This is a genomic window from Aliivibrio sp. S3MY1 (assembly GCF_028765575.1).
Lineage (GTDB): Bacteria > Pseudomonadota > Gammaproteobacteria > Enterobacterales > Vibrionaceae > Aliivibrio.
Genome location: NZ_JARACO010000130.1, coordinates 1 through 384, shown reverse-complemented (window position 1 = coordinate 384; position 384 = coordinate 1). Strand labels below are relative to the sequence as shown.

Annotated in this window: 1 protein-coding gene; it reads left to right on the top strand. The window is 37.0% G+C overall.

Annotated elements, in window-relative coordinates; translation table 11 throughout:
• Positions 1–376: integrase core domain-containing protein (locus PVK62_RS17555; protein ID WP_274449514.1), on the top strand; the 376-nt coding region annotated here is incomplete at its 5' end.
• Between the last annotated feature and the right edge of the window lie 8 nt (positions 377–384).

Sequence of the window (384 nt, the reverse complement as noted above, 5' to 3'; positions counted from 1 at the left end):
AACGAAAGCTCTTTCAATAGCGTATGAGTTACGAGGAAAACCATCAAATGTCATGTTCCATAGCGATCAAGGCTGCCACTATACAAGCTTAAAGTTCAGGCAAAAATTATGGCAATATCAAATAACTCAAAGCATGAGTCGTCGTGGTAATTGCTGGGATAATAGTCCAATGGAAAGATTCTTTAGAAGTTTAAAGAGTGAATGGGTTCCTAAGAATGGATATAAAAGTTTTGCTGAAGCAAAACATTCAATAACCAAGTATATAATTGGTTACTTCAGCAATATCAGGCCTCATCAGCATAATGATGGATTACCACCGAACCTTGCAGAACAACAATACTGGTTAGAATATAAAACGGTGGCCAGTTTTACTTGACCACTACA